General features: G+C 39.3%; 32 protein-coding genes. 1 reads left to right on the top strand and 31 read right to left on the bottom strand.

Going from position 1 to position 25,741, the window contains the following annotated elements; all coding sequences use genetic code 11:
• Positions 1–56: 56 nt before the first annotated feature.
• Both NML75_RS07420 and pbp2a read right to left on the bottom strand, forming a co-directional pair.
• A complete protein-coding gene (locus NML75_RS07420; RefSeq protein WP_036756170.1) occupies positions 57–536 on the bottom strand; it encodes a sigma factor in 480 nt (159 codons plus the stop codon).
• Positions 537–720: 184 nt separating this feature from the next.
• Positions 721–2,946: a penicillin-binding protein PBP2A gene (gene pbp2a, locus NML75_RS07415; protein ID WP_254804320.1), complete on the bottom strand. Its 2,226-nt coding sequence runs from the start codon at positions 2,944–2,946 to the stop codon at positions 721–723.
• Positions 2,947–3,034: 88 nt separating this feature from the next.
• Here pbp2a and NML75_RS07410 point away from each other — a divergent pair, with 88 nt between their 5' ends.
• Entirely contained in the window at positions 3,035–3,910 is an 876-nt protein-coding gene (locus NML75_RS07410; protein WP_302851162.1) for an RluA family pseudouridine synthase, read from the top strand.
• A 66-nt stretch (positions 3,911–3,976) separates the two neighbouring features.
• Here the strand turns inward: NML75_RS07410 and gap are convergent, their stop codons facing one another.
• The 29 genes from gap to rplX all read right to left on the bottom strand — a co-directional run bounded on the left by gap (position 3,977) and on the right by rplX (position 25,671).
• Positions 3,977–4,987, bottom strand: coding sequence for a type I glyceraldehyde-3-phosphate dehydrogenase (gene gap, locus NML75_RS07405; protein WP_004251141.1), 1,011 nt, complete (start codon positions 4,985–4,987; stop codon positions 3,977–3,979).
• Positions 4,988–5,295: 308 nt separating this feature from the next.
• Complete coding sequence (gene adhE, locus NML75_RS07400) at positions 5,296–7,947, bottom strand: bifunctional acetaldehyde-CoA/alcohol dehydrogenase (RefSeq protein ID WP_070677863.1); 2,652 nt, start codon at positions 7,945–7,947, stop codon at positions 5,296–5,298.
• Positions 7,948–8,246: 299 nt separating this feature from the next.
• Positions 8,247–8,660, bottom strand: a complete 414-nt coding sequence (locus NML75_RS07395; RefSeq protein WP_024056349.1) for an MORN repeat-containing protein — start codon at positions 8,658–8,660, stop codon at positions 8,247–8,249.
• A complete protein-coding gene (locus NML75_RS07390; protein WP_006149001.1) occupies positions 8,653–9,090 on the bottom strand; it encodes a low molecular weight protein-tyrosine-phosphatase in 438 nt (145 codons plus the stop codon). The genes NML75_RS07395 and NML75_RS07390 overlap by 8 nt, the downstream gene beginning before the upstream one ends.
• A gap of 48 nt (positions 9,091–9,138) precedes the next feature.
• Entirely contained in the window at positions 9,139–9,459 is a 321-nt protein-coding gene (yajC, locus tag NML75_RS07385) for a preprotein translocase subunit YajC (RefSeq protein ID WP_004251136.1), read from the bottom strand.
• A gap of 115 nt (positions 9,460–9,574) precedes the next feature.
• Positions 9,575–11,551 carry a transketolase gene (gene tkt / locus NML75_RS07380; protein ID WP_004251135.1) on the bottom strand — a complete coding sequence of 659 codons (1,977 nt, stop codon included), beginning with the start codon at positions 11,549–11,551 and terminating at the stop codon, positions 9,575–9,577.
• 118 nt (positions 11,552–11,669) lie between these two features.
• Positions 11,670–12,290 (bottom strand): ribonuclease P, encoded by a 621-nt coding sequence (locus NML75_RS07375; RefSeq protein ID WP_074324786.1) that lies wholly within the window; start codon positions 12,288–12,290, stop codon positions 11,670–11,672.
• A gap of 53 nt (positions 12,291–12,343) precedes the next feature.
• Positions 12,344–13,300 (bottom strand): RNA-binding cell elongation regulator Jag/EloR, encoded by a 957-nt coding sequence (gene jag / locus NML75_RS07370; RefSeq protein WP_074324785.1) that lies wholly within the window; start codon positions 13,298–13,300, stop codon positions 12,344–12,346.
• Between the two features lie 14 nt (positions 13,301–13,314).
• Positions 13,315–14,130, bottom strand: coding sequence for a YidC/Oxa1 family membrane protein insertase (locus NML75_RS07365; RefSeq protein WP_053092418.1), 816 nt, complete (start codon positions 14,128–14,130; stop codon positions 13,315–13,317).
• Entirely contained in the window at positions 14,105–14,476 is a 372-nt protein-coding gene (gene rnpA, locus NML75_RS07360; RefSeq protein WP_025169334.1) for a ribonuclease P protein component, read from the bottom strand. Before rnpA ends, NML75_RS07365 begins: the two co-directional genes overlap by 26 nt.
• 310 nt (positions 14,477–14,786) lie before the next feature.
• Positions 14,787–16,124: a PFL family protein gene (locus NML75_RS07355; protein ID WP_049494408.1), complete on the bottom strand. Its 1,338-nt coding sequence runs from the start codon at positions 16,122–16,124 to the stop codon at positions 14,787–14,789.
• A 9-nt stretch (positions 16,125–16,133) separates the two neighbouring features.
• A complete protein-coding gene (locus NML75_RS07350) occupies positions 16,134–16,400 on the bottom strand; it encodes an ACT domain-containing protein (protein ID WP_006149010.1) in 267 nt (88 codons plus the stop codon).
• A gap of 262 nt (positions 16,401–16,662) precedes the next feature.
• A complete protein-coding gene (gene rplQ, locus NML75_RS07345; protein ID WP_000331493.1) occupies positions 16,663–17,049 on the bottom strand; it encodes a 50S ribosomal protein L17 in 387 nt (128 codons plus the stop codon).
• Positions 17,050–17,060: 11 nt separating this feature from the next.
• The gene (locus tag NML75_RS07340; protein ID WP_004251121.1) at positions 17,061–17,996 is read right to left on the bottom strand and encodes a DNA-directed RNA polymerase subunit alpha; all 936 of its coding nucleotides are present in this window, start codon (positions 17,994–17,996) and stop codon (positions 17,061–17,063) included.
• 43 nt (positions 17,997–18,039) lie between these two features.
• Positions 18,040–18,423 (bottom strand): 30S ribosomal protein S11, encoded by a 384-nt coding sequence (gene rpsK / locus NML75_RS07335; RefSeq protein WP_001118385.1) that lies wholly within the window; start codon positions 18,421–18,423, stop codon positions 18,040–18,042.
• 17 nt (positions 18,424–18,440) lie between these two features.
• The gene (rpsM, locus tag NML75_RS07330; protein WP_004251117.1) at positions 18,441–18,806 is read right to left on the bottom strand and encodes a 30S ribosomal protein S13; all 366 of its coding nucleotides are present in this window, start codon (positions 18,804–18,806) and stop codon (positions 18,441–18,443) included.
• Between the two features lie 17 nt (positions 18,807–18,823).
• Positions 18,824–18,940, bottom strand: coding sequence for a 50S ribosomal protein L36 (gene rpmJ / locus NML75_RS07325; protein ID WP_001808836.1), 117 nt, complete (start codon positions 18,938–18,940; stop codon positions 18,824–18,826).
• Between the two features lie 24 nt (positions 18,941–18,964).
• Positions 18,965–19,183, bottom strand: a complete 219-nt coding sequence (gene infA, locus NML75_RS07320) for a translation initiation factor IF-1 (protein ID WP_001029883.1) — start codon at positions 19,181–19,183, stop codon at positions 18,965–18,967.
• Positions 19,184–19,300: 117 nt separating this feature from the next.
• Positions 19,301–19,939: an adenylate kinase gene (locus NML75_RS07315; protein WP_004251114.1), complete on the bottom strand. Its 639-nt coding sequence runs from the start codon at positions 19,937–19,939 to the stop codon at positions 19,301–19,303.
• A 155-nt stretch (positions 19,940–20,094) separates the two neighbouring features.
• Complete coding sequence (gene secY / locus NML75_RS07310) at positions 20,095–21,405, bottom strand: preprotein translocase subunit SecY (RefSeq protein ID WP_004251112.1); 1,311 nt, start codon at positions 21,403–21,405, stop codon at positions 20,095–20,097.
• A 12-nt stretch (positions 21,406–21,417) separates the two neighbouring features.
• Entirely contained in the window at positions 21,418–21,858 is a 441-nt protein-coding gene (rplO, locus tag NML75_RS07305) for a 50S ribosomal protein L15 (protein WP_006154715.1), read from the bottom strand.
• A gap of 145 nt (positions 21,859–22,003) precedes the next feature.
• Positions 22,004–22,186 carry a 50S ribosomal protein L30 gene (rpmD, locus tag NML75_RS07300; RefSeq protein WP_000057241.1) on the bottom strand — a complete coding sequence of 61 codons (183 nt, stop codon included), beginning with the start codon at positions 22,184–22,186 and terminating at the stop codon, positions 22,004–22,006.
• Between the two features lie 13 nt (positions 22,187–22,199).
• A complete protein-coding gene (gene rpsE, locus NML75_RS07295) occupies positions 22,200–22,694 on the bottom strand; it encodes a 30S ribosomal protein S5 (protein ID WP_004251100.1) in 495 nt (164 codons plus the stop codon).
• A 17-nt stretch (positions 22,695–22,711) separates the two neighbouring features.
• Positions 22,712–23,068, bottom strand: a complete 357-nt coding sequence (rplR, locus tag NML75_RS07290) for a 50S ribosomal protein L18 (protein WP_004251098.1) — start codon at positions 23,066–23,068, stop codon at positions 22,712–22,714.
• Between the two features lie 83 nt (positions 23,069–23,151).
• Positions 23,152–23,688, bottom strand: coding sequence for a 50S ribosomal protein L6 (gene rplF, locus NML75_RS07285; protein ID WP_004251096.1), 537 nt, complete (start codon positions 23,686–23,688; stop codon positions 23,152–23,154).
• Between the two features lie 225 nt (positions 23,689–23,913).
• Positions 23,914–24,312, bottom strand: coding sequence for a 30S ribosomal protein S8 (gene rpsH / locus NML75_RS07280; protein WP_004251095.1), 399 nt, complete (start codon positions 24,310–24,312; stop codon positions 23,914–23,916).
• Positions 24,313–24,596: 284 nt separating this feature from the next.
• A complete protein-coding gene (locus NML75_RS07275) occupies positions 24,597–24,782 on the bottom strand; it encodes a type Z 30S ribosomal protein S14 (protein WP_001085699.1) in 186 nt (61 codons plus the stop codon).
• A gap of 17 nt (positions 24,783–24,799) precedes the next feature.
• On the bottom strand, positions 24,800–25,342 hold the full coding sequence (gene rplE / locus NML75_RS07270; RefSeq protein ID WP_000013542.1) for a 50S ribosomal protein L5: 543 nt from the start codon (positions 25,340–25,342) through the stop codon (positions 24,800–24,802).
• A gap of 23 nt (positions 25,343–25,365) precedes the next feature.
• Complete coding sequence (rplX, locus tag NML75_RS07265) at positions 25,366–25,671, bottom strand: 50S ribosomal protein L24 (RefSeq protein WP_000497691.1); 306 nt, start codon at positions 25,669–25,671, stop codon at positions 25,366–25,368.
• Positions 25,672–25,741: the final 70 nt, after the last annotated feature.

Here is a 25,741-nt window from a genome sequence, read left to right as displayed (position 1 = left end):
AACTCTTTCTATTATACCTACTTTTAGATTCTTGTCAACTAGTTTGATTTGTTTTTTTATCTTTTTGGAGAAAAATCTCTTAGCACATGCTTTAGTTCTTTCAACATTGCTTTTCTTCCTTTGAATCGCTCATCAGCTAACAATCGTTCAAATAACTCCAATTTTTCTTTCCCTAATCCTGCTCGATACTCTTTAAGCACTTCTTGTAGTGCGTAAGACTCATCTATCAACAACCCCCCTTCGCCTAATCGATGGCTAATCTCGCTCACTTCTTCATAAGCTTGTCGATCCAATCTTCTTTTATAACTTTCTTGTTTTCGAACTGCATCCAAAATTCGATTTCGAAACTTTGTTTTGAAGTAGGTATAAAATTCCTTATTTTTATTTTCCTTAAAATCAGGGTGATTTTCTAATAATTCATGTAGGCAAATCATTCCCTCTTGATCCCAATCTTCTTTTTCCCATAAATGAAGGTAGTATTCTTTTCTACACTTATGTACAATAGCTTTTACTTCGTGATAATTCATGTCTAACATAGTCGTTCTCCTTTTCTGCCAATAGTATAGCAAAGGTAGAGACGAATTATGACATTTCTTCTATTTTGTTATTTATCTTGCTTGATTATATTTTTTTGAATGTTTGATATTTCGTTGGGATATATTTTTAGACTTTTTAGGATATAAAAAGAGACAAGAGTTATGCTCTTGTCTTTTAAAAAATTTATTGGAACAAATCCACAATTGTATCCCAGACGGTTTTTGCCTTTTCTTTAATTTTTGCATCTGAAATAGCTTTTTCTGCTTCATCAATAAGGTTCTGAGCTCTACTTTGGATATCATTTATAGAGTCATTTGACTGCCCTCCACCATTGTCAGCAGACTGATTTGGAACATTTTTAGGAGCAATCCCATTTATTTTATAGGCATTTTCAACTGTAAATGTACTTCCTGGTGTATAAGGAAGAATTGTTTCTGCCATACTTCTAAAAATATGAGCGGCGCCATTTGATGTCGAACCTGCTAGATAATGATTTTCATCGGTTGTCGGGAAACCAAGCCAGTGACTAATGACTACATCTGGCGTATAGCCGATAACCCACTGGTCACTCGTATACACCGGGTTGAAGGCTGCTTCTGTTGTACCTGTTTTCCCGGCCATAACATAATCACCTGGTGATGAACTTATCCCTGTACCGTTTGTGAATGTCCCTAGCATCATACTAGTCATTTTATCCGCTACGGATTTATCTATCACTCGTTTTTGAGAATTCTTATGAGTAGCAATGACTTGCCCACTTGCATTTTCAATACGTGTAATGAAATGTGCTTCAGGCATCAAACCTTCGTTTGCAAATGCTGCATAAGCTTGCGCCATTTGCAGTGGACTAGTTTCCACACCACCACCCAGTGCAACACCCAACACACGATCTACATTGGTTAAGTTTAGCCCGAATCTTTCGCCTGATTCAAAAGCCTTGTCAATACCAAGTTCCTTAACCGTGGCTACTGCAGGAAGGTTTAGGGATTCAGCTAAAGCTTGGTACATTGGAACTTCTGGAGATGTTTTTATTCCTGCGTAGTTATCTACCTTGTAATCACCATACTCCATAGTATGATTGTCCAACTCTTTATTTAGAGCCCAACCGGCTTCTACTGCTGGGGTATAGACAACTAAGGGCTTAATAGTTGAACCTGGGCTTCTTTTTGATTGAGTTGCATAGTTGAAATTTCGGAAACCGGCTTTATCATCTCCTGCTACACGACCAACAACTCCTCGAACTCCTCCTGTTTTTGGTTCTAGAGCAACACTGCCCGACTCAGCATGAGTTCCATCTTCTGCGGTTGGAAAGAGAGCTGTATTTTCATAAATGACCTGCATATTAGCCTGGTAATTCTGATCTAATTCTGTGTATATACGATAGCCGTTGTTCACAATTTCTTCTTCAGTTAAATTATACTTTTCAATTGCTTCATTAACAACAGCATCAAAATAGGATGGATATCGGTAGTCTGAAACTTTACCTTCATAAGCATCTTGCAGTTGAGAGGCCATATCAACACCCGAAGCTTCCGCTTCTTTGTCTTTATCAATATAGCCAGCAGCGACCATGTTTTGGAGAACGGTGTCTCTACGATTAGTAGAATCTTCAATAGAATTCAAAGGGTTATACAATTCTGGTCCTTTGAGCATTCCAGCTAAAGTTGCAGCTTCATCAAGTGTCAGTTGAGAAGCTGAGACCCCGAAGTATTTTTTACTTGCATCTTCAACACCCCAAACTCCGTTTCCGAAGTAGGCATTGTTCAAGTACATAGTCAGAATTTCTTTCTTGCTATATTTTTTTGTTAACTCCAAAGCTAAAAAGAATTCTTTCGCCTTTCTCTGTACAGTCTGATCTTGAGAAAGATAGGCATTCTTCGCCAACTGCTGAGTAATTGTAGAACCACCACCTGAGCGTCCAGCCGTCACTATCGCTAGGAAAAAACGAGCATAGTTAATACCATCGTTCTTATAGAAACTTCTATCTTCTGTAGCAATGACGGCATTTTGTAAGTCTTCACTGATGTCCGAAAGTTCGACATAGGTGCCTTTTTGACCTGACAAGGCGCCTGCTTCTTTTTCCTCTCTGTCAAAAATCAGAGTGCGAGTTTTTAAAGCGTTTTGTAAGTCGGTAACATTTGTCGATTTTGCTAGAGCAAACAAATAGACCCCAACAAACAAGCTGGCACTAAGCCCAAGAATCAAAAAGATTTTTGTCAGATGATAGCGACGCCAAAATTTTCGAACAGGGCCAATTGCCCCCGCTTTCTTTCGCCCTGCTCTTGAACGCCGTAAATTGCTCGACACACTTTCTTCTTGTTCAATTCCATTCATTTCTGTTTTTTCAATTTCAGATTCTTCTTTTTTAAATAAAGAAAGAAATTTTTCAAATAAGGTATCTAATTTCATGCGTATATTTTATCATCTTCCCCATAGGAAGACAAGAATTTTGCTAGTTCCCCTGTCCAAATAAATTGATTTTTGTTACAATATCAGTATGAAATTTACCTTTACGATCCCCAACTCTCTACCCGAAATGACTGTCAAACATTTTCTAGAAGAACAGTTGTTAATACCTAGAAAAATTAGGCACTTTTTGAGAATCAAGAAACACATCCTCATTAATCAAGAAGAAGTCCACTGGCATCAAACGGTCAAGGCTGGAGATGAGTGCCAATTGATTTTCGACGAGGAAGATTATCCTACAAAAAAAATTCTATGGGGAAATCCCAAACTTGTCGAAGAAGTCTATCAAGACCAACATTTAATTATCGTCAATAAACCTGAGGGTATGAAGACACATGGAAATCAGCCAGACGAGATAGCTCTTCTCAATCATGTCAGCGCCTATGTCGGCCAAACCTGCTATGTTGTTCATCGCTTGGATATGGAAACAAGCGGTCTCGTACTGTTTGCGAAGAATCCATTCATCCTTCCTATCCTTAATCGCTTATTAGAAAAGAAAGAGATTTCTCGAGAATACTGGGCTCTGGTTGATGGAAGATTAGGGGCTAAGGACTTAATCTACCGAGATAAAATTGGTCGCAATCGCCACGATCGTAGAAAAAGAATTGTGGATCAAAAAAATGGTCAATACGCCGAAACTCATGTAACTCGGTTAAAACAATTTCAAAACAAAACCAGTCTCGTTCGGTGTAGATTAAAAACAGGACGTACTCATCAGATCCGAGTCCACCTATCTCACCACGGACATCCAATCCTCGGGGACCCTCTCTACAACTCACACTCAAAAAACAAGAGACTGATGCTTCACGCATTTAAACTATCCTTTATCCACCCTCTGACTTTAAATAAATTAAGCTTTACCGCACTCTCAGATACATTTGAAAGAGAATTAAAACAAAATGGATGATTTTATCATCCATTTTTATAGATACAAAAAGCAAGACCAATCGGTCTTGCTTTTTCGACTCAGAAATTATTTAGCAATTTTTGCGAAGTATTCAAGAGTACGTACAAGTTGTGCAGTGTAAGACATTTCGTTGTCGTACCATGATACAACTTTAACCAATTGTTTACCGTCAACGTCAAGAACTTTAGTTTGAGTTGCGTCAAACAATGAACCATATGACATACCTACGATATCTGAAGATACGATTGGATCTTCTGTGTAACCGTATGATTCGTTTGAAGCTGCTTTCATAGCTGCGTTCACTTCGTCAACAGTAACGTTCTTTTCAAGAACAGCTACCAATTCAGTAACTGATCCAGTTGGAGTTGGAACGCGTTGTGCAGATCCGTCAAGTTTACCATTCAATTCTGGAATTACAAGACCGATAGCTTTAGCAGCACCAGTTGAGTTAGGAACGATGTTTGCAGCACCAGCGCGAGCACGACGAAGGTCACCACCACGGTGTGGTCCATCAAGGATCATTTGGTCACCAGTGTAAGCGTGGATAGTAGTCATCAATCCTTCTACAACACCGAAGTTATCTTGAAGAGCTTTAGCCATTGGAGCCAAGCAGTTTGTAGTACATGAAGCACCTGAGATAACTGTTTCAGTACCATCAAGAACGTCGTGGTTAGTGTTAAATACAACTGTTTTAACGTCATTTCCACCAGGAGCAGTGATAACAACTTTCTTAGCGCCACCTGCATGCAAGTGTTTTTCAGCAGCTTCTTTCTTAGCAAAGAAACCAGTCGCTTCAAGAACGATTTCTACACCGTCGTTAGCCCAGTCGATTTGTTCTGGATCGCGTTCAGCAGAAACTTTAACGAATTTACCGTTAACTTCGAATCCACCTTCTTTAACTTCCACAGTTCCGTCGAAACGACCTTGAGTTGTGTCATATTTCAACAAGTGTGCAAGCATAACTGGATCTGTAAGGTCGTTGATGCGAGTAACTTCAACACCTTCTACGTTTTGGATACGACGGAAAGCAAGACGACCGATACGACCGAAACCGTTAATACCAACTTTAACTACCATTAGTGATTTCCTCCTTATGAAAATCATGAAAATTTTATTGTGAAAAGAGTAACTTGAATCACTACAAATCACCTTTCAACAAACCTATTATATAACTATTTTAGTTTTATTGCAAGCGCTGACGTTGATTTTCACTTCAGTTTTCTATTTTCTAGATACACAATTTTATATAGATTCCCTTTGTCAAAAGTCTATCAATATACATCTTTATAGTTATTTACAAAACTTTTTGTTAAACTTTTAACCTCTTCTATTTTGAAAAACTATAAAAAGAGGCAGGATTACTCCTGCCTCTGACTGATAATCAATTATTTAAGACGTCCTGGTCTTTCTTTGTAACCATAGTAAGCATCTTCGATTATTTCTTGCATATGATCAACCATTGGAAGACGTGGGTTTGCAGGTGAACATTGATCTTCATAAGCAAGGAAGGCCAATTCGCGTGAATGTTCTTTCCATTCTTTCTCGTCAACACCTTGTGCTTTGAAGTTCATTTCGATACCTACGCGCTCACCGAGTTCGTAAACAGCTTTAGCATAAGATGCAACCCCTTCTTCTGGAGTAGAAGCTGGAAGTCCAAGCATACGAGCGATATCTTGATATTTCTCATCTGCACGGTAGTAGTTGTACTTAGGCCATGTAGCTGTCTTAGCTGGGCGTGTACCATTGTAACGGATAACGTATGGAAGCAAGATTGCATTTGTACGTCCGTGAACTGTGTGGAATTGTGCACCAATCTTGTGAGCCATTGAGTGAGAAATACCTAAGAAGGCATTCGCAAAGGCCATACCAGCAATAGTTGAAGCATTATGCATTTTCTCACGTGAGTGGAAGTCTGCATTCTTAACTGAGCTTTCAAGGTTTTCAAATACGAGTTTGATCGCTTGAAGAGCAAGACCGTCAGTGTAGTCGCTAGCCATTTGTGATACGTAAGCTTCAGTTGCGTGAGTCAATACGTCCATACCAGTATCTGCCGCAACAAATCCAGGAACTGTCAATACCAAAGCAGGATCTACGATTGCCACAGTTGGTGTCAATGAGTAGTCAGCGATTGGGTATTTACGGTTGTTTGCTTTATCAGAGATAACGGCAAATGGAGTTACTTCAGATCCTGTACCAGATGTAGTTGGGATAGCGATGAATTTAGTCTTCTTACCAAGCAATGGGAATTTGAAGGCACGTTTACGGATATCCATGAATTTTTGTACAAGGTCACGGAAGTCCACTTCTGGTTGCTCGTAGAAGAGCCACATTACTTTAGCAGCGTCCATTGGTGATCCACCACCAAGAGCAATGATTGTATCTGGTTTGAAGGAACGCATAATCTCAGTACCACGTTCAACTGTAGTGATATCTGGATCTGGTTCTACATCTGCAAAGATTTGGTAAACAACCTTATTGCGACGAAGGTCAAGCTGCTCGATGATACGATCGAGGAAACCAAGCTCTACCATAGCGTGGTCAGTAACGATCATGACACGCTCAACGTCACGACATTTTTGAAGGTATTGAATTGAATCACGTTCAAAGTATGTTTTTGAAGGAAGTTTCATCCATTGCATGTTATTTCTCCGTCTTCCGACTTTTTTGATATTCAAGAGGTTAATGGCGCTAACGTTATCCCCAACTGAGTTACGTCCGTAAGAACCACATCCGAGTGTCAATGATGGCAAGAAGGCATTATAAACATCCCCGATACCACCGAAAGTAGAAGGTGAGTTACAGATAACACGAATAGCTTTAACAGCTTTACCAAATTCTTTAGTCAATTCTTCATCAGCTGTATGGATAGCTGCTGAGTGCCCAAGACCGTTAAATTCAACCATTTGACGGGCTTTTTCAATACCGTCTTCGCGGCTTTCAGATTTCAAAACTGCGATAACTGGTGATAATTTTTCACGAGTCAACGGCTCTTTTTCGCCAACTTCTTTACATTCTGCAGCAAGAATATTTGTTCCTTCTGGAACTGTAAATCCTGCTTGTTCTGCTATCCAAGTTGCTGGTTTACCAACGATGTCAGCGTTCAATTTTGCACCAGCACAGTTTTTGCTGTTTGCTTTCACACCGAAGCAGAACTCTTCAAGAAGAGCTTTTTCTTTTTTGTTTACAAAGTAAGTGTGGTAAGATTTGAACTCTGCTACAAATTCATCATAAATTTCTTTATCAATAATAACCGCTTGTTCAGATGCACAGACCATACCGTTGTCAAATGATTTAGACATTACGATATCGTGTGCAGCTTGGCGAATATTAGCTGATTTTTCAACATAAGCTGGAACGTTTCCGGCACCTACCCCAAGAGCTGGTTTACCACATGAGTATGCAGCTTTAACCATGGCATTCCCACCTGTTGCAAGGATTGTTGCAACACCTTCGTGGTTCATCAATGCGCTAGTTGCTTCCATAGATGGTTCAGTAATCCACTGTACACAGTTTTCAGGAGCACCTGCTTTAATCGCAGCATCACGCACGATTTGAGCAGCGTGAGCTGATGATTCTTGAGCTGACGGGTGGAATGCAAAGACAATAGGATTACGAGTCTTCAATGAAATCAAAGCCTTAAAGATTGCTGTTGAAGTAGGGTTTGTTGTTGGAGTGATACCACAAACAACACCAACCGGTTCAGCAATAAGAGTCAATCCTGTCACATCGTCTTCTTCAATAACACCAACTGTTTTAGTGTGGCGCATGTTGTTTACTACGTGCTCACAGGCAAATAAGTTCTTAGTCGCTTTATCTTCAAATACTCCACGTCCTGTTTCTTCAAAGGCATGTAGAGCCAATTCTCCGTGGGCATCAAGAGCTGCAACTGAAGCTTTTGCTACAATATAATCGACTTGATCTTGGTCAAGTTTACGCATTTCTTCAAGGGCAACTAAAGCTTTTTGCACCAAACCATCGACATGCTTTTCAGCAGCGAGTTTCTTTTCCTCTGGTGTTACAGTTTTTTTATCAGCCATATTTTCCTCCATAGCTTTCAAGGATTGTAAGTCCTTTGTTAATTTTTTCACAATCTTATTATAACTCTTTTTTCAAGATTTGTAAACAGTTTCATAGAAATTTCACAAACTTTTTTTATTCGCTTGTGAAAATAATTTTGCACAGCCCTACCCATACGCTTTTTAGCTTATACTTTGTGAATAATCCCATAAAACTTTTATTTTTCACAAACTTCATTGTAAAAAGGCATTGAAAGGCGTCTCAATTTCCATGTAAGCGCTTTCTATAGGTGTGGTATATAACCTCCTCTAAGAGGAGGTTATTGTGCTTGTTGGAAGAGCCCTTGTTTAAAGTCGCCTTCATAGACAACTTCTTGCTCTGTAGTCAGTTTTCCTTTTCCTTCAGCTTGGCCATTAACAAAGTCGCCTTCATAAACCCAGCCTTCTTTAGCTTGATAGGTTCCTTTCCCGTTAAATGCTCCATTTTTAAATTCACCAGTATAAGTGTCGCCATTTGAGAAGGTCATTGTGCCTTTGCCATTCATCTTTCCACGTACAATACTGCCATCATATACAAGTGAATCGCCATCCAGTTTCAAAACTCCTTGCTTAGGCATATTCCCTACAAATACAAATATAGCACAAAGAGCTATGACTACTACTGTTGCAATTTCCAAACGAGGACGCGTTATATAAACACTGTACTTATCATAGAATTTCTTTAAATTATCCATTTTTTGCCTCATTTTCTAAACGTGTTAGCCAAGCTTGGCAACCAGTTAAAACTCGATCGTAAGTTTCATCAAAATCACCTGTATACCATGGATCAGGAACACCCTCAGAAGCAAATGCCTCTAGCTTGTGTTGTTGGTCTTGAGGACACATCCGAGTCAAATCTAGAAGATTGGACTCGTCCATCCCAATGACATAATCAAAATATTCAAAATCACCCTTAGAAATTTGCTGTGATGTTTTTGATGAATCGTAAGGAATCTCGTGAGCTTTAAAAATTTTCTGAGTTCCTTTGTGAATTGGATTTCCATGTTCCCAAGAAGAAGTTGCTCTACTTTCAATCTCATAATCATCGGTTAAAGATTTCATAACAAATTCTGCCATAGGACTGCGGCAAATATTACCAAGACATACAAAAACAACTTTCTTCATTATTATTCCCCATCTTCATAGAAAAAGGGGTATGAGATCCACCCCGTTTTATTCTTCAATCGCGCTTTCACCATCAACAACTGTGCCTTCTGATGTAACAGCCTCTTTAAGTGGCAAGACAGATTTGATAGCTCCAAGTTCAAAAGTCAAGTAAACTCCGTCTACATCAAGTACAATCGTTCTGTTTTCGGTATCAACTTCATCAACTGTACCGTATAAACCACCGATAGTAATGACTTCATAGCCTTTTTGAAGTTTATTGAGACTCTCCATGCGTTTTTCAGCTTGTTTCTTTTGAGAACGTTGCATAAAGAACATCAAGGCAAACATCCCTACAAGCATAATCACAAATGTTAAATTTGCATTCATTGTATTTTCTCCTTTGTAATTCAGATAAAACTACTATATCAAATTTCACTATTTTTTACAAGATTGCACCTTAGTTTTAAGTCAATAAAAAACCAGAGCAAAGCTCTGATTTTTCTTATTTCAAGTTGTTTACAAGTTCTACTAGGTTTTCAACTGTAAATCCATACTCTGCCAACACTTTTGAAGCTGGGGCAGATGCTCCAAAGGTATCAATACCGAGAACTGCTCCATCAAGACCAACGTATTTGTACCAGTTTTGAGTCGCTCCCATTTCAACCGCTACACGGCGACGAACTGCATTTGGTAAGATTTCTTCTTTGTAAGCTACATCTTGTGCATCAAATACATCTGTAGATGGCATGCTGACTACGCGAACTTTCCCACCTTGACTTGCTAATTCCTTCGCAGCTGCAACAGCCAGATTCACTTCTGAACCTGTTGCAATCAAAATAGTGTCAAAGTCTGTAGCATTTTCATAGACAACATAAGCACCTTTCGCAACCTTATCAAAGTCTGTTCCTTCCTCAACAGTCAAGTTTTGACGAGTCAAAACAAGGGCAGTTGGTGTTTTCTCACTCTTCACTGCAAGGTACCAAGCCGCTTGAGTTTCACGCGCATCTGCTGGACGGAAAACATTAAGGTTTGGAATCGCGCGAAGTCCTGCCAAGTGCTCAATCGGTTCATGAGTTGGTCCATCTTCACCAACTGCGATTGAATCGTGGGTGAAGACATAGGTTACAGGAAGACCTTGTAGAGCTGATAAACGAACTGCTGCTTTAAGGTAGTCTGAGAATACGAAGAAAGTTCCACCGTAAACTCGAAGTCCACCGTGAAGAGCCATTCCGTTCAAGACAGTACCCATTGCAAATTCACGGACACCAAACTGTATATTACGGTTCAAGCGATTTGCATCGTCCTGAAGTCCGTCAGTTTTGATGTAAGTCATATTTGAATGAGCAAGGTCAGCTGATCCACCAAGGAAGGTTGGCAATTTAGCAGCCACTACATTTAAAGCATCCTGGCTTGAGTTACGAGTTGCTTGAGAAAAGCCATTTTCTAAAGCTGGGAAGTCTTCTGAAGTCAATTCAACTGGATCGCGTCCGTCGATGATTGCTTCCACTTCTGCAGCAAGCTCTGGGTAAGCTCCTTTATAATCTGCAACTAGTTTTGTCCATGCTTCATATGCTGATGCACCTCGGTCCGCAACATTTTCTTTGAAATCAGCATAAACTTCTGCTGGGATTTCAAATGGTTCATAGTTCCAACCAAGTGCTTGACGTGTTGCTGCAGTTTCATCCGTACCAAGAGGGGCACCGTGTACGGCATTAGTCCCTTGTTTGTTTGGCGAACCATAACCAATAACAGTTTTTACTTCAATTAAAGATGGTTTCCCTGAAGCCTTAGCTTCTTCAATAGCTGCTTGAATAGCTTCTAAGTCTGTCCCATCTCCAACCAAGGCTGTATGCCAACCGTAAGCATTGTAACGATCGCGAACACTCTCTGTGAATGAATCTTTTGTCTCACCGTCCAAGTTGATATCATTTGAATCATAGAGAACAACCAATTTGTCAAGTTTCTGCAAACCTGCATAAGAAGCAGCTTCACTTGATACACCTTCCATCAAGTCACCATCTCCACAGATAACATATGTGTAGTGATCAAAGATGTTATAACCTTCGCGGTTATACTTGGCTGCAAGGAAACGTTCTGCTTGTGCAAAACCTGTCGCAGTCGCAATCCCTTGTCCTAGAGGACCTGTTGTTGCATCAACCCCTGCTGTATGACCAAATTCTGGGTGACCTGGAGTTTTAGATCCCCATTGACGGAAACTCTTCACTTCATCCATGCTCACATCTTCAAATCCAGAAAGGTGAAGAAGGGCATAGAGAAGCATTGATCCGTGACCCGCTGAAAGAATAAAACGGTCGCGGTTGATCCAGTTTGGTTGAGCTGGATTGATACGAAGTTCTTTAGTGAAAAGGCTGTAAGCCATCGGAGCTGCACCCATAACCACCCCTGGGTGACCTGAATTAGCTTTATTAATAGCGTCAATACCTAAGAAACGAATAGCATTAACAGATAGATTTGACATAGAATTTCCTTTCTATTTAAGGTGATAAGTTTATCACATATCCTATTCTACTATTATATGAAAAAACAGATAGAATAGCAATAAAACAATTTACTATAAAATGACTCAGCCGATTATACTAATCTCTAGTCACTTGATAGTAAGGTGATAGTTTTTCAAAACCTCTATCAAGTTTATCTAGAACTTTATCTATAGTATCTTCATCAGCTACTGGAATATCAACTTTTACTAAAACCTTACGAATCTCCTGATTGGATAATTGTTGTCTTAAAAGTTGTCTATTCTCCTCAGTAGCTTGTACTCTATAGCTTTCATCGTTTTTCTGAACCCAATAATAGATTCTATCAACCACTGGGACATCCAATATTTTAGCCTGTTTTGACAAGGTGGTCTCATCTTTCTTTCTCTCTACAAAGCTGACTTCTATAGAGATTCCCCAATTATTCTGATTTCCATACAAACGAAGAGCCATCATGGGCTCTGTTACATACCCCTCTCTCTGTATATAAACCCAGAAATGTGGTCGTAATCTCTGCGCTTGATTCATCCATTGACTGGTGGGGTGTAAATTCCAATCGGAATGCCTAGCTTGAAAACATTCCGCTAGGTGAGTAAATGCCTTTCGCGCTTCCTGCCCTTTTTGACGCAGGTCTAGCATTTTATCCTTTTCAGCTCCTGCTTTTTCAGGATTCCGGTACTGTTCCCCTTGATAAGCAAGATAGTCCTTGATTTCTTTCATTTTATTCCTTCTTTAGTTAGAAAAAAATCAGGTTTCCCCTGATTTTTCATTTTTTATTCTGTGTCAACTACAACGTAACGATTTGGTTCGTCACCTTCAGAGTAGCTAGTAACACCTTCCATTCGTGAGATGATACGATGGATAATTTTGCGCTCGCTGCTTGACATTGGATCTGTCATCTGACTACGGCCTTCTTCCAAGACACGTGTAGCTAATTTTTGAGCATAACTCTGTAACACTTCTGCACGATGTTCTACATAATCATTCACGTTGATAGTAATGTAGAAAGTTTTTGAATAACGATTGTAGAGGTAATTTTGTGCCAAAAGTTGAAGGGATTTCAAAACCTTACCATGGTAACCAATGATACGGCCTGGCTCATTTGTATCAATTTGCATGTTGATAGAGCGACGGTTAGAGGTGCTAGAAATAGTTCCCTCAACATCCATATCATCGATGATTGCTTGAACATAATTGGTTACTTCTTCAACAACCTTTTCGGTGTCGTATGTTGGCTCGACTTTCAAACCAAGATTTTCTAAGTCGCTGCCTTTTTCAGGCTCAACTTCATCTTGAGTTTCTTCAGGTTGCAATTCTTTTAAAACTTCAATATGGCCTGTTTCTTCTAAAATCGTGCTGGCTTCTTTATCATTCTTAAGAATTTCAGCCTTGACTTCTTCAGAAATTTCTTGGCCTTCTTCTTCAATTTTCTTGATAGCAGCAACTACATGTCCCAAATCAACGGTTGCTTCACTGACTGTTTTAACTGGATCATTTTGATCATTAATTTCTTTTGGAACACCTTTGATCGCCTGCTGATTTGCTTTTACAACAGTTGTTTCACTGATTGCTTCGATATCAACTTGAGCTGGTTTTGTACCAAAAAGTCCAAAAAATCCCTTTTTTTCTCTCGAAACAACTTTGATATGAGCTTTCATTCTCGGAATATTTAATTCATTCAATCCCTTTTGGATTGCTTCTTCAACTGTTGAACCTGTAAATAATACCATTATCAGATTTCTCCTTACTTTTTCTTTTTCTGTGCTTTCTTTTGAGCTTTTCTTTTCTTAACTTCTAAATCCTTCTTAGCTTGCACATCTGCTTCACGCTCTGCAATGATTTTGAAGGGGTTGTTCAAAAGGTAAGTTTGCAATACTTGATAAGCATTTGAAACCGCCCAGTAAAGAGCGACACCACTTGGAGCAGATATTGCAAAAAAGAAGATTATAACAGGCATCCCATACATCATACCTGTCATTGCACCATTTTTCTCAGGCAAAGCTTTATTTGAAAGCCAGCTACTGAGGAAGGTGAATAGGGCAGCTAAAATAGGTAGTACGAAAGTGGTATCAGCTCCACCTAGATTGAACCATAAAAAGTGGCCTGTCTTCAAAAAATCTACGTTTGATAAAGCTTGGAAAAGAGCCAATAGAATTGGCATTTGAATCAAAAGTGGCCAGAAGGATGCGGATTGCTTAATGCCTAATTCTTTAAATAATTTACGTGTTTCCTGATCTAGCTTAGTACGACTTTCCATGTCGCGACCTGGATAACGTTCGCGCAATTCTTTGATAAGAGGTTGCGCCTCTTGCATTTTTCTGGAAGCCACCATTTGTGTTTGAAAGACTGGTAACAGTATTGTTCTAATCAAGACTGTGAACAGAATAATCCCTAAACCAATGCTGACATCAAATGACAAAAATCGAATAATTTCAGCAAAAAAATAAACAAGTTTACTCCAAAAGTCTGCAGAATCTGCAGACACTTCACTAGTTGCACAAGCAGTCATTACCAACAAGGACAAACCTAACAAACTAGTCAATTGTAATTTCTTCTTCACTCTTATTTCCTTCCTGGTAAATCTTCGCTAATCTCAAAACATGAAGTAAGTTTTTTTCAATTTCTGCATATTCTAATAGTTCAACGCCTTTTCGAGCAATCACAACAAAATCAACATTATCAACAAGTTGATTACTATTTTGAATGAGAACATGCCGGATTCTTCTCTTGATTTGGTTTCTTGTCACAGCATTTCCTAATTTTTTACTGACTGATAAACCTACTCGAAAATGTGTTTCATTGTTTTCTAATCGATAAATAACAAATTTTCGATTAGCTACACTTGCTCCCTTTTTAAATATGGCGTCGAAATCTTTCTCTTTTTTTACACGAAAGCTTTTTCTCAAAAATTCTACTCCATCTAATAAAACTACTACTATTATACCATAATTTTTCAAAAAGCCAATCATGGCAAGGTTTTAGACTGGTTTGACTTCGAAAAAAGTCGCCATTCTTAAAAAATTTGACCAGAATCAATGAAATTTTACTAGTTTTTTAAAGAATACAAAACAAAAGCCACTCTTACGAGCGACTTTTGTAGGAGATTATTATGAAAAAGTTTAGGATTTCTATTAAATAAAGTTAGGAGGTCTTTATTTAATGATTAGAGTATACACACCTATCCTTAAATTGAACTTAAATCATTTTATTTTTTTATTAATTTTTAAAACTATGAATTGGAGCTGGAATCTGTCCTCCACGAGCGATGAAATCAGCCGAAGAAGCTCCATTGACTTTCATAACTGGGGCAGTTCCTAACAAGCCACCAAACTCAATCATATCGCCTTCTTTACCCTTTGGAATGATACGGACAGCTGTGGTTTTCATATTAATAACACCAATTGCTGCCTCATCCGCAATCATAGCCGCAATCGTTTCTGCCGGGGTATCAGCTGGAATGGCAATCATATCCAATCCAACTGAACAGATAGCAGTCATGGCTTCTAATTTCTCAAGATTTAGGGAACCATTTTGCACTGCTGCTATCATACCCTCATCTTCTGAAACTGGGATGAAAGCACCTGACAGACCACCGACTTGGTTGCAAGCCATTACTCCGCCTTTTTTTACTTGGTCATTTAAAAGAGCTAAAGCTGCAGTCGTCCCATGAGTCCCAACTGTTTCCAGTCCCATTTCTTCCAGGACCCGAGCTACTGAATCCCCCACTGCAGGAGTAGGTGCTAAACTCAAATCAACAATCCCAAAATCAACACCTAGTCTTTCACTAGCCATCTGGCCAACTAATTGACCAATCCGAGTAATCTTGAAGGCTGTCTTTTTAACAGTTTCAGCAACTACATCAAAGCTTTGACCGCGAACTTTTTCTAAAGCACGTTTGACAACACCGGGCCCCGAAACACCTACATTGATAATAACATCAGCTTCACCAACACCATGAAAGGCTCCGGCCATAAAAGGATTGTCTTCAACTGCATTGGCAAAAACGACAAGTTTTGCAGCACCCATATCTGAAAGCTCAGCTGTCTCCTTGATAATTCGACCCATATCAGCTACAGCAGTCATGTTGATTCCTGACTTTGTTGAACCAATATTTACTGAAGAGCAAACTTTATCAGTTTCAGCTAAAGCACGTGGAATCGAATTGATGAGTATTTCATCTCCTTTTTGATAGCCTTTCTGTACCAAAGCAGAAAAACCACCAATAAAATCTACGCCAATTTCTTTTGCTGCTCTATCTAAAGCTTTGGCTAATGGTACATAGTCCCTTGCATTTGTAGCCGCACCAATTAGAGAAATCGGTGTTACTGATACACGTTTATTGACAATAGGTATACCTAACTCAGCAGCAATTTCATCACCGACTGCCACTAAATTCGCCGCCTTAGTCGTAACTTTTTCATATATTTTATCTGCAGCCTTATCAATATCTGGATCAATACAATCAAGAAGAGAAATTCCCATGGTAATGGTACGAATATCAAAATTCTGCTCTTCAATCATTGCAATAGTTTCGGTAACTTGTCTAATATCCATAAGCACCTCCTAGATATTGTACATAGCATCGAAAATAGCTGCGCTCTGAATATTGATTTTGACATTCAATGTCTGGCCAAAGGCTTCAAACTCATTTCTTAGTTGAGTAAAATCATGTTTTTCATCACTGGATACTACAGCCATCATGGTAAAAAACTCATCCAAGACAGTTTGTGAAATATCATCAATATTTAATCCTAATTCAGCAATCTTAGTCGCAACACCTGCAACAATACCACCCTTATCTTTTCCAACAACAGTTATAATAGCTTTCATATTGGTCCTCCATCTTTGAAATCATAGAAAATAACCATATCTATATTTTTCTTTTTTCTCAGTATAGCACATTTACTTCAAAAAAACTAAAAAACGCCTGCTTACGAAATTGTTCTTAAAAGAAAAACAATTTCGTAAACAAGCGTCTACCCTACCATCTTATGATGAGTGTTCCCGCTAGGACAAAAGTCCTAGCGGTAGACCAGAGCTAGACTAAGAGCACAGGGCTCCATCATCATAACACTCAACAAAATTGATGATTTTATACTAATTCGATGATCGCCATTGGCGCTGCATCACCACGACGTGGTTCAGTTTTAAGGATACGAGTGTATCCACCGTTACGTTCTGCGTAACGAGGTGCGATTTCTGAGAACAATTTTTGAAGTGCTGTAGTAGAAGTGTACTTATCAGTTGCTTCATCATAGTTTTCAGATGCGATTTCATTACGTACGAAAGCAGCAGCTTGACGACGTGCATGCAAATCACCACGTTTACCTAGAGTAATCATTTTTTCAACAGTTTTACGGATTTCTTTAGCACGAGCTTCAGTTGTCACGATTGATTCGTTGATCAAAAGGTCAGTTGTCAAATCGCGAAGCATTGCTTTACGTTGTGAGCTAGTGCGTCCTAGTTTACGGTAAGCCATGTATTCCTCCTTTATTTATCTTTTAATCCAAGACCCAAATCAATGAGTTTGAGTTTCACTTCTTCCAAACTCTTGCGTCCAAGATTTCTTACTTTCATCATCTCTGCTTCAGATTTTTCTGTCAAATCATGCACAGTATTGATACCAGCACGTTTCAAACAGTTATATGAGCGTACAGACAAGTCAAGTTCCTCAATCGTACGTTCCAAAATACGGTCGTCCGATTCAGTATCAGCTTCTTTCATCACTTCTGCAGATTTAGCAATCTCTGTAAGATTTGTAAACAAATCAAGATGTTCTGTCAAAATACGTGCTGAAAGCCCTAAAGCATCTTCTGGAATAATCGTTCCATTTGTCAAGATTTCAAGGGTTAATTTGTCGAAACCATCATTGCTTCCTACACGAGCAGGTTCAACTTGATAGTTAACTTTTGTAACTGGTGTATAAATAGAATCTACAGCAAGTGTTCCAACTGGGGCATTATCTTTTTTATTTTCATCTGCAGGTACATAACCACGACCAGTGTTTACAGTCATAGTTGCTTTAAATGAAGCACCTTCTCCGATTGTAAAAAGATAATGATCTGGATTTACGATTTCAATATCACTATCAGTTAAAATATCTCCGGCTGTCACTTCAGCAGGACCTTCAACATCAAGTTCAATAGTCTTTTCGTCTTTTACATATGATTTAACTGCAATACCTTTAATGTTCAGAATGATTTGCATCACGTCTTCGCGAACACCAGGAATTGTATCAAATTCATGTAATACTCCATCGATATCGATAGATGTAACAGCTGCTCCTGGAAGAGAAGCAAGAAGTACACGACGAAGAGAGTTACCAAGTGTTGTACCGTATCCACGTTCTAGTGGTTCGATTACAAACTTGCCATAATCTTTATTTTCATCAATTTTTGTTATATTTGGTTTTTCAAACTCGATCATTTAGTTACTCCCTCTTAAACGAAAAGCAGTGTAAAGGTAATGATTATACACGGCGACGTTTTGGAGGACGAGCACCATTGTGTGGCACTGGAGTCACATCACGAATTGCTGTTACTTCAAGACCAGCGGCAGCAAGAGCACGAATAGCTGACTCACGACCAGAACCTGGACCTTTTACAGTAACTTCAACTGATTTAAGACCGTGTTCTTGTGCAGATTTAGCAGCAGCTTCTGAAGCCATTTGAGCAGCAAATGGTGTAGATTTACGAGAACCTTTGAAACCAAGAGCACCAGCTGATGACCAAGCGATTGCATTACCATGCACATCAGTAATCATAACAATAGTGTTATTAAATGTAGCGTGAATATGAGCAATACCAGATTCGATATTCTTTTTCACACGACGTTTACGTGTTGGTTTAGCCAAGACTTTTACCTCCTATATTATTTTTTCTTACCAGCAATCGCAACAGCTTTACCTTTACGAGTGCGAGCGTTGTTTTTAGTATTTTGTCCACGGACAGGAAGTCCACGACGGTGACGGATACCACGGTATGAACCGATTTCCATCAAACGTTTGATGTTCAAGTTCACTTCACGACGAAGGTCACCTTCAACTTTAATTGCATCCACTTCACGACGGATAGCATCTTCTTGATCTGATGTAAGGTCACGAACACGAATATCTTCTGAAACTCCAGCAGCTGCCAAAATCTTTTGAGATGTTGCAAGTCCGATACCATAGACATAAGTCAATGAGATAACTACGCGTTTGTCATTTGGAATATCAACTCCAGCAATACGAGCCATGTTTTCTCCTTTCTATCTTATCCTTGACGTTGTTTGTGTTTTGGATTTGCTGGGCAAATTACCATAACACGACCATTACGACGAATTACTTTACAGTATTCGCAAATTGGTTTGACCGATGGTCTTACTTTCATTTCTTATCCCTCCAAGTTTTTCGATTATTTAAAGCGGTAAGTGATACGTCCACGTGTCAAGTCATATGGACTCATTTCAACAGTAACACGATCTCCCGCTAAAATACGAATATAGTTTTTACGAATTTTACCAGAAACTGTTGCTAAAATCTGATGTCCATTTTCAAGTTCAACCGTAAACATTGCATTCGGCATCGTATCGACTACTTTGCCTTCAACTTCAATCACATCGTCTTTTGCCACGCAAAAGTACCTCCCTAAATTTCGATTTGATGCCTCTAGACACAGAGACAACAATTATAAGTCAGACTAACTCAGTATAACATTTGTCAAGACATTTTGCAAGCCTGAAAAACGCTTTTATTTCAAATTTGTCAATACCTTTTCGATATCTTTAAAGACATCATTGATATCTTGGTTGCCTTCGATATCATGTACTAGACCTTTAGCACGATAGTGAGCAATGATTGGTTCACCTTGAGCGATATTGACATCCAAACGACGTTTTACTGTCTCAGGTTTATCATCCTCACGTTGGTAGTAATCTTCCTCTTTGTAATCAACTGGTGGGTTGAATACTTTATGGAAAGTTTCGCCAGTTTCACGGTGAATGATACGACCACTCAAACGTTCAAGTAGGCAAGATGGATCTACTTCGATGTTGATAACACCTTCAAGTTTAATTCCAAGTTCAGCCAATGTTTTATCTAAGGCATGAGCTTGCTCAATTGTACGTGGGTATCCATCCAACAAGAAACCAGTTTCTTTAATATCATCTTGAGAAAGACGTTCTTTAACAATTCCATTTGTAACTTCATCTGGAACCAATTCGCCTTTATCGATATAAGACTTAGCTAATACACCCATTTCAGTTTGGTTAGCCATTGCTGCACGGAACATGTCACCTGTTGAGATGTGGGCAACGTGAAACTGTTCAACAATTTTCGCTGCTTGTGTCCCTTTACCTGCACCAGGTAAACCCATAATCAAAAGATTCATGATTCAAACTCCTTTTTTGTATTTAAATAGAAGCAAAAATTCATTTCAACTCCTATTTAAAAACAAAATAGAAGAGAGGAGATAAAAATCTGACAATGTCTTTGATTTTTACACTCCACTCTCTGAGCAATAGTGAATTTTATTTTCTATTACAATTATTCTGTTGTATCTAAGAAACCAACATACTTACGTTTCAATAGATAACCTTCCAATTGTTTAATTCCTTCGATACCTGTAGAGATAATGATTAGCAAACTTGTTCCCCCAAAAGCGACAACTTCTGAAAGACCAAATAAATCTTTAGCTACAATAGGTAAGATAGAAATCACACCTAGGAAGATTGATCCGACTGTTGCGAGACGACGAAGAAGTTTTGACATATATTCTTCTGTCCCTTTACCAGGACGGACACCATGGATATAAGCTCCACTCTTTTGTAAATTTTCTGCTGCTTTCTCTGGATTGATCTGTACAAATGTATAGAAGAATGTAAAGAGAATAATCAACAGAGCATACAAAGCAACACCTGTTGGGGTTGAAGTAGATACCAACTCTTGAGCTGTTTTTACCCATTCCCAATTAAGGCCAGACGCACTTACGAATTGTAAAATTGCTGCCGGTGCTGCTGTAATAGAGCTAGCAAAGATAACCGGGATAACCCCAGCAGGGTTAATCTTCAATGGAAGATAGGAGCTTGACGGCGCACCTTGAGCTACCTTTGTATACTGAATTGGAATCTTGTATTTAGCTTGTTCAACGTAAGTTGTAAAGTATACAATTAACAAAACAGCAATGATTAAGATGGCAACGAAAATGAGAGACGATGTCAATCGACTACTTGGTACATTGACAAAGTAGTCCACGTAGATGCCCTTAACCATGTCAGGAATTGAAGCAACAATCCCTGCAAAGATAATCATTGAAACACCATTACCATATCCCTTATCTGTGATTTGCTCTCCCAGCCAGGTTACAATCATGCTACCTGCTGTTAAGATCCCTCCAATCACAAGGAAAACTTGTGGTGTAAGTGGTACAGTCAAAAGTTTAGCTCCAGACAGAGCGTTAAATCCAGCAGTAATACCGACTGATTGAACAAATGCAAGCACTAGTGCAATGTATCGAGTCGCTTGGTTTAACTTTCTACGGCCAACTTCCCCTTGTTTGCCCCACTCCACAAACTTTGGTAATAAATCCATTTGCAAAAGTTGGACGACGATTGAGGCTGTAATGTAAGGGCTAACTCCAAGAGCAAAAACTGAAAAGTTTTTCATGGCATTCCCTGACACCAAGCTCAACATATTCAAGAAGGATAGTCCACTCAAAGCGTTCAAGCTATTTGCATTTACCCACGGTACAGTAATACTAGTACCGATACGAAAAACAAATACGATAAAAATTGTAAATAAAATCTTTGATCGAACTTGCTTAACTTTGAGTGCTTCTCTCAATAATTTAAAAAACATAGGTCACCTCACTTAGATGACTTCAACTGAACCACCTTTAGCAGTGATAGCTTCTTCAGCTGATTTAGAGAATTTAGCAGCTTTAACAGTCAACTTCTTAGTCAACTCACCGTTACCAAGAATCTTGATACCTGATTTTTCAGCTTTAACAATTCCTGATTCTACAAGTACCACTGGAGTTACTTCAGCACCATCATCAAAGGCGTTCAATTGGTCAAGGTTAACAATCGCATATTCTTTAGCGTTGATGTTAGTAAATCCACGTTTTGGAAGACGACGGAACAATGGAGTTTGTCCACCTTCGAAACCAAGGCGTACTCCGCCACCGCTACGAGCTTTTTGACCTTTTTGACCACGACCAGATGTTTTGCCGTTACCTGATGAAGTACCACGACCAACACGGTTACGAGTTTTACGAGAACCTTCTGCAGGTTTCAATTCATGAAGTTTCATTATATATTTTCTCCTCTTTTGTAAAATGCTAGCGCCGATAAGAGAGAAAAGGTTGTCTCTCCTATCAACTCGCCTATACTGAGTCATCTAAGATGACTATATCTAGTTTTAGGGGATGGTCTTATGCACATCCCCTAAAATTTTATTAGTTTACTTCTTCAACTGTTACCAAGTGAGATACTGCAGTGATCATACCACGGATAGCAGCATTATCTTCTTTAATAACAGAGCTGTTCAATTTGCCAAGTCCAAGTGCTACAACAGTTTTACGTTGTGATGGAATGCGTCCGATTGGAGACTTAGTCAAAGTAATTTTAATTTGAGCCATTTTATCCCCTTTCTTATGCCAAATCAGAAACTGAAATACCACGAAGGGCAGCAACTTCTTCAGCGCGTTTCAATTGTTTCAAACCTTCAACAGTTGCGCGAACAATGTTGATTGGAGTGTTAGAGCCAAGTGATTTAGATGTAATATCTGCCACACCTGCCAATTCCACAACGGCACGAACTGCACCACCTGCGGCAACTCCAGAACCTTCTACAGCTGGTTTCAACAATACTTTAGCTCCACCAAATTCTGAAAGAACTTCATGTGGGATTGTTGTTCCAACCATAGGAACTTCGATCAAGTTTTTCTTAGCATCTTCTACTGCTTTGCGGATTGCTTCTGGAACTTCTTGAGCTTTACCAGTACCAAATCCTACACGACCATTGCGGTCACCAACAACTACAAGAGCTGCGAAACGAAGACGACGTCCACCCTTAACAACTTTTGTAACACGGTTAACAGCAACTACGCGTTCTTCAAGTTCTACTGCATTGTCTTTAAATGCCATTTTCTAGTGTCCTCCTATTAGAATTTCAATCCGTTTTCACGAGCTGCATCAGCCAAAGCTTTCACACGTCCGTGATATAGATATCCACCGCGGTCGAACACCACTTCTGAAATACCTTTAGCACTTGCACGTTCTGCAACGAGTTTACCGACAGCAACGGCTTGTTCAGTTTTAGTTCCTTTTGAAACTTCTTTGTCAAGAGTTGAAGCACTTGCGAGCGTTACACCCGCTACGTCATCAATCACTTGAGCGTAGATGCCTGTATTAGAACGGAATACGTTCAAACGTGGGCGATCAGCAGTTCCAGAGAGTTTTCCGCGAACGCGACGGTGGCGTTTTTGGCGGAGTTTGTTTTTATCTGGTTTAGAAATCACAGTTTTCACCTCTTTAATTTTAAATCGTGTGCTATGCACAAAGTTGGTAATGAGGTTGGTGGTTGAAAATCAACCACTCAACATTATTTACCAGTTTTACCTTCTTTAAGACGAACATATTCGCCAACGTAACGGATACCTTTACCTTTGTATGGTTCTGGTGAACGAAGGCTACGTACGTAAGCAGCTGTTTGACCAACTTTTTCTTTTGAAATTCCGCTGATAACGATAGTCGTTGGGTTTGGAAGTTCAAAAGTAATTCCTGCTGGAGCTTCAACTTCATCTGGATGTGATTTACCAACAGCCAAAACAAGTTTGTTTCCTTGAAGTTGAGCACGGTAACCAACCCCACGCATTTCAAGTTCTTTCTTGAATCCTTCTGAAACACCAATAACCATGTTGTTCAAAAGTGCACGAGTAGTTCCGTGGATAGTTTTCATTTCTTTTGAATCGTTTGGACGGTGAAGAGTTACTTCAGTACCTTCCACACGGATTTCAATATCTTTTGAGAACTCACGAGTAAGTTCTCCTTTAGGTCCTTTTACAGTTACAACGTTGTCATTGTTAGTGAGTTCAACACCAGCAGGCAACACGATAACTTTATTACCAATACGTGACATGTTTTTATTCTCCTGTTAAATTGTCAGGCCATAAAGGCCAGTTTTCACGGGGTTTAAGATACTTGTTTAGTTCAAGAGCTGAACTGAACACGCTCTAAGAACTGTGTATCTTGATTTGAGTTCGAGCTAAGAATTTGGTGAAAAAGATAAGTTTGTCTTGGAGCATCGCTCCTGCTACAAACTTCCTATTTTCACTGCATTCTTTTAACGCTCTCACATCATCAATTACCAAACGTAAGCGATAACTTCCCCACCAACATTCTTTTGGCGAGCTTCTTTATCAGTAAGCAAACCTTCTGAAGTTGAAAGGATAGCAATTCCAAGGCCGTTAAGTACTTTTGGAAGATCTTCACGTTTTTTGTAGACACGAAGTCCTGGTTTAGAAACGCGTTTCAAGTTAGTGATAACTCGTTCACCGTTTGCTCCGTATTTAAGGAATACACGGATGATGCCTTGTTTGTCATCTTCGATGATTTCTACGTTCTTAACAAAACCTTCGCGTTTAAGGATTTCAGCAATCCCTTTTTTGATGTTTGATGCAGGCACTTCAAGTACTTCGTGTTTTGCTTGGTTAGCGTTACGAATACGAGTTAGGAAGTCTGCGATTGGGTCAGTCATAACCATTTTATTTTTCTCCTCTTACTAGTAGTTTGCAAGTTGCACTTGCTAGTTAATACATGATACAGAGAGCGTAACAGCTAGAGCAAAAATAGGCAATTTGATGCAGGAGCGATGCTCCAAAGAAAATTGGTCTTTTTTGCCAAAGCTGTAGCTCGTGTTCAAATTGGCGGGCCCAACTGAACCCGGGCTAAACTCTGCGCGAAAAAGATAAACTTTCCTAGAAACTAAAGTTTCTTCGTCAAATTTCCTATTTTCACTTAGAGTTTTGACGCCCTTGATATCTTAAATTACCAAGATGCTTTTGTTACACCAGGGATTTGACCTTTATATGCCAATTCACGGAAGCAAACACGGCAAAGTTTAAACTTGCGGTAAACTGAGTGTGGACGTCCACAACGTTCACAGCGAGTGTATGCTTGAGTAGAGAACTTCGCTGGGCGTTTGTTCTTAGCAATCATAGATTTTTTAGCCATTAGTTATACCTCCTATATTATTTTGCAAAAGGCATTCCAAGGCCTGTAAGCAATGCACGTGACTCTTCGTCAGTGTTAGCAGTAGTAACGATAACGATGTCAAGACCACGAGTTTTGTCAACGTCATCAAAGTTGATTTCTGGGAAAATCAATTGCTCTTTCACACCAAGTGTGTAGTTTCCGCGTCCGTCAAATGATTTTGTTGGAACACCGTGGAAGTCACGTACACGTGGAAGTGATACTGAAACCAATTTATCCAAGAATTCGTACATACGTTCACCACGAAGGGTAACTTTTGCACCGATCGCAACACCTTCACGAAGACGGAAGCCGGCGATAGATTTTTTAGCTTTAGTGATAAGTGGTTTTTGACCTGAGATAAGGGCCAATTCTTCGGCAGCTTTTTCAAGGCTTTTAGCGTTTGATACTGCTTCACCAACACCCATGTTCAAAACGATCTTATCCACTTTAGGAACAGCCATCACTGATGAGTAGTTAAATTGTTCTGTCAAAGCAGGAACTACTTCATTAAGATATTTTTCTTTTAAACGATTTGCCATTATACTTCTCCTTTCCTTCGTGATTAATCAAGCACTTCGCCTGATTTTTTGTTGTAGCGAACTTTTTTACCGTCTACAAATTTGTAACCAACACGACCAGCTACACCATTTTTGTCCAAAACTTGAACGTTTGATACGTGGATAGCTGCTTCCTTCTCGATGATACCACCTTGAGGAAGTTCGTTAGTTGGACGTTGGTGTTTCTTAACAATGTTAACACCTTCAACGATAACTTTGTTTACTTTTGGAAGGGCAGTAAGGACAACAGCTTCTGTTCCCTTATCTTTACCAGCGATTACGCGAACTTTGTCGCCTTTTTTTACAAACATTTTTTTCTCCTTTTATTCTTACGCCCAATGGGCACCCTGGCTAGGCCAGGGGACTGTGTTTGTTTTTATT

Origin of the sequence: Streptococcus sp. CF4-3 (assembly GCF_024295385.1) — a bacterium.
Classification (GTDB): domain Bacteria; phylum Bacillota; class Bacilli; order Lactobacillales; family Streptococcaceae; genus Streptococcus; species Streptococcus infantis_I.
The sequence above is the reverse complement of the archived record's forward strand: the minus strand, read 5'-3'. Positions and strand labels throughout refer to the sequence as shown.